This window comes from Colwellia sp. SU-HH00943 (assembly GCF_057546125.1).
Genome location: NZ_BAAJLW010000010.1, coordinates 1 through 2,972 on the forward strand (window position 1 = coordinate 1; position 2,972 = coordinate 2,972).

General features: G+C 49.3%; 2 rRNA genes. Both read left to right on the plus strand.

Annotation, left to right across the window (positions count from 1 at the left end):
* Window positions 1-2,721 (plus strand): 23S ribosomal RNA (locus AC27GZ_RS16085); the annotation flags it as partial.
* Between the two features lie 125 nt (window positions 2,722-2,846).
* Window positions 2,847-2,961: ribosomal RNA gene (rrf, locus tag AC27GZ_RS16090) — 5S ribosomal RNA — on the plus strand.
* Window positions 2,962-2,972 lie beyond the last annotated feature (11 nt).

Here is a 2,972-nt window from a genome sequence, read left to right on the forward strand (position 1 = left end):
TAATGAGGCGAACCGGGAGAACTGAAACATCTAAGTACCCCGAGGAAAAGAAATCAACCGAGATTTCCTTAGTAGCGGCGAGCGAACGGGAACTAGCCCTTAAGCTTATTGGGCGTTAGTGGAATGTTCTGGAAAGGACAGCGATACAGGGTGATAGCCCCGTACACGACAACAACCTTTAAGTGAAATCGAGTAGGACGGAGCACGTGAAACTTTGTCTGAACATGGGGGGACCATCCTCCAAGGCTAAATACTCCTAACTGACCGATAGTGAACCAGTACCGTGAGGGAAAGGCGAAAAGAACCCCTGTGAGGGGAGTGAAATAGAACCTGAAACCGCATACGTACAAGCAGTGGGAGCCCTTCGTGGGTGACTGCGTACCTTTTGTATAATGGGTCAGCGACTTATATTTTGTAGCAAGGTTAACCGATTAGGGGAGCCGTAGCGAAAGCGAGTGTTAACTGCGCGTTTAGTTGCAAGGTATAGACCCGAAACCCGGCGATCTACCCATGGGCAGGTTGAAGGTTGAGTAACATCAACTGGAGGACCGAACACACGTATGTTGAAAAATGCGGTGATGACTTGTGGGTCGGAGTGAAAGGCTAATCAAGCCGGGAGATAGCTGGTTCTCCCCGAAATCTATTTAGGTAGAGCCTCGGACGAACACCATTGGGGGTAGAGCACTGTTAAGGCTAGGGGGTCATCCCGACTTACCAACCCTTTGCAAACTCCGAATACCAATGAGTGATATCCGGGAGACACACTGTGGGTGCTAACGTCCATTGTGGAGAGGGAAACAACCCAGACCGCCAGCTAAGGTCCCAAAGTACTAGTTAAGTGGGAAACGATGTGGAAAGGCATAGACAGCTAGGAGGTTGGCTTAGAAGCAGCCATCCTTTAAAGAAAGCGTAATAGCTCACTAGTCGAGTCGGTCTGCGCGGAAGATGTAACGGGGCTAAACTAGTCACCGAAGCTGCGGATTCTTACCTTTTGGTAAGAGTGGTAGGGGAGCGTTGTGTAAGCCGTTGAAGGTGAATTGAGAAGTTTGCTGGAGGTATCACAAGTGCGAATGCTGACATGAGTAACGATAAGGGGAGTGAAAAACTCCCCCGCCGAAAGACCAAGGTTTCCTGTCCCATGTTAATCAGGGCAGGGTAAGTCGGCCCCTAAGGCGAGACCGAAAGGTGTAGTCGATGGGAAACAGATTAATATTTCTGTACTTCTATATATTGCGAAGGAGGGACGGAGTAGGCTAGGTGAGCACAGTGTTGGTTATCTGTGTGAAAGTGCGTAGGCTGATAGTTTAGGTAAATCCGGACTATCTTAAGGCTGAGACACGAGACGATGCTCTACGGAGCAGAAGTCATTGATGCCATGCTTCCAGGAAAAGCTTCTAAGCTTCAGATATATAGGAACCGTACCCCAAACCGACACAGGTGGTTAGGTAGAGAATACTAAGGCGCTTGAGAGAACTCGGGTGAAGGAACTAGGCAAAATAGTACCGTAACTTCGGGAGAAGGTACGCTCTCTAGTGTGAAGGACTTGCTCCGTAAGCACATGAGAGTCGAAGTAACCAGGTGGCTGGAACTGTTTATTAAAAACACAGCACTGTGCAAAATCGAAAGATGACGTATACGGTGTGACGCCTGCCCGGTGCCGGAAGGTTAATTGATTGGGTTAGTTTTCGGACGAAGCTCATGATCGAAGCCCCGGTAAACGGCGGCCGTAACTATAACGGTCCTAAGGTAGCGAAATTCCTTGTCGGGTAAGTTCCGACCTGCACGAATGGCGTAATCATGGCCACACTGTCTCCACCCGAGACTCAGTGAAATTGAATTTGCGGTTAAGATGCCGTATACCCGCGGCTAGACGGAAAGACCCCGTGAACCTTTACTATAGCTTGACAGTGAACATTGCTCCTACATGTGTAGGATAGGTGGGAGACTTTGAAACCATGTCGCCAGATATGGTGGAGTCAACCTTGAAATACCACCCTTGTATGCGTGATGTTCTAACCTAGGGCCCGAAACGGGCTTGGGGACACTGTCTGGTGGGTAGTTTGACTGGGGCGGTCTCCTCCCAAAGAGTAACGGAGGAGCACGAAGGTTGGCTAAGTATGGTCGGACATCATACGGTTAGTGCAATGGCATAAGCCAGCTTAACTGCGAGACAGACACGTCGAGCAGGTACGAAAGTAGGTCATAGTGATCCGGTGGTTCTGTATGGAAGGGCCATCGCTCAACGGATAAAAGGTACTCCGGGGATAACAGGCTGATACCGCCCAAGAGTTCATATCGACGGCGGTGTTTGGCACCTCGATGTCGGCTCATCACATCCTGGGGCTGAAGTCGGTCCCAAGGGTATGGCTGTTCGCCATTTAAAGTGGTACGCGAGCTGGGTTTAGAACGTCGTGAGACAGTTCGGTCCCTATCTGCCGTGGGCGTTTGAGAATTGAAGAGGGCTGCTCCTAGTACGAGAGGACCGGAGTGGACGAACCACTGGTGTTCGGGTTGTCATGCCAATGGCATTGCCCGGTAGCTACGTTCGGAACTGATAACCGCTGAAAGCATCTAAGCGGGAAGCAGGCTTTGAGATGAGTTCTCACTGGAGCTTTAAGCTCCCTAAAGGGTCGTTGGAGACTACAACGTTGATAGGTCAGGTGTGTAAGGGTTGTGAGGCCTTGAGCTAACTGATACTAATTGCCCGTGAGGCTTAACCATACAACACCCAAGTGGTTTTGTTTGAGTTTGACGAAGACTATTTAATAATAGCAATCACGTACTAACGTGTTACTTGATAGAGTGAATAAAGATTTATATTGATTTTCTAGATTGTCCCTTTTTTGTTTAGCGACAATAGCGCTGTGGTCCCACCTGACTCCATTCCGAACTCAGAAGTGAAACGCAGTAGCGCCGATGGTAGTGTGGGAGTTCCCATGTGAGAGTAGGACATTGCTAAACTTCTATTAAGA